Genomic DNA, 293 nt, shown 5'->3' on the forward strand with positions numbered 1-293 from the left:
CCGACAATGATTTTGTAAAAGGCAGTTATGTGCACGTCCAGCGCTTTACCCACAACCTTAATGCCTGGCAAGCGCTCAGTATTGAAGAACAAGAGTTGGTGATTGGCCGTACTCGTCTGGATGCCGAGTTACTAATGCCGATTAATGCCAACAGTCACGCGGCGCGCTCAGAGTTGAAAGATGAAAAAGGCGAGCCGCTGTTACTGCACCAAGGCATGCCTTTTGGCACCATGACCAAGCAAGGCTTGTTGTCGGTGACCTGCGCCGCCAGTGGCGACGCGTTTACGCAAATG

The 293-nt window shown here is 52.2% G+C and carries 1 pseudogene; it reads left to right on the top strand.

From position 1 onward, the window contains the following. Positions 1–293 (top strand): annotated as a pseudogene (locus CWC14_RS19035) (Dyp-type peroxidase); the annotation flags it as partial.

Source organism: Pseudoalteromonas sp. S3260, assembly GCF_005886925.1.
GTDB lineage: Bacteria > Pseudomonadota > Gammaproteobacteria > Enterobacterales > Alteromonadaceae > Pseudoalteromonas > Pseudoalteromonas tetraodonis.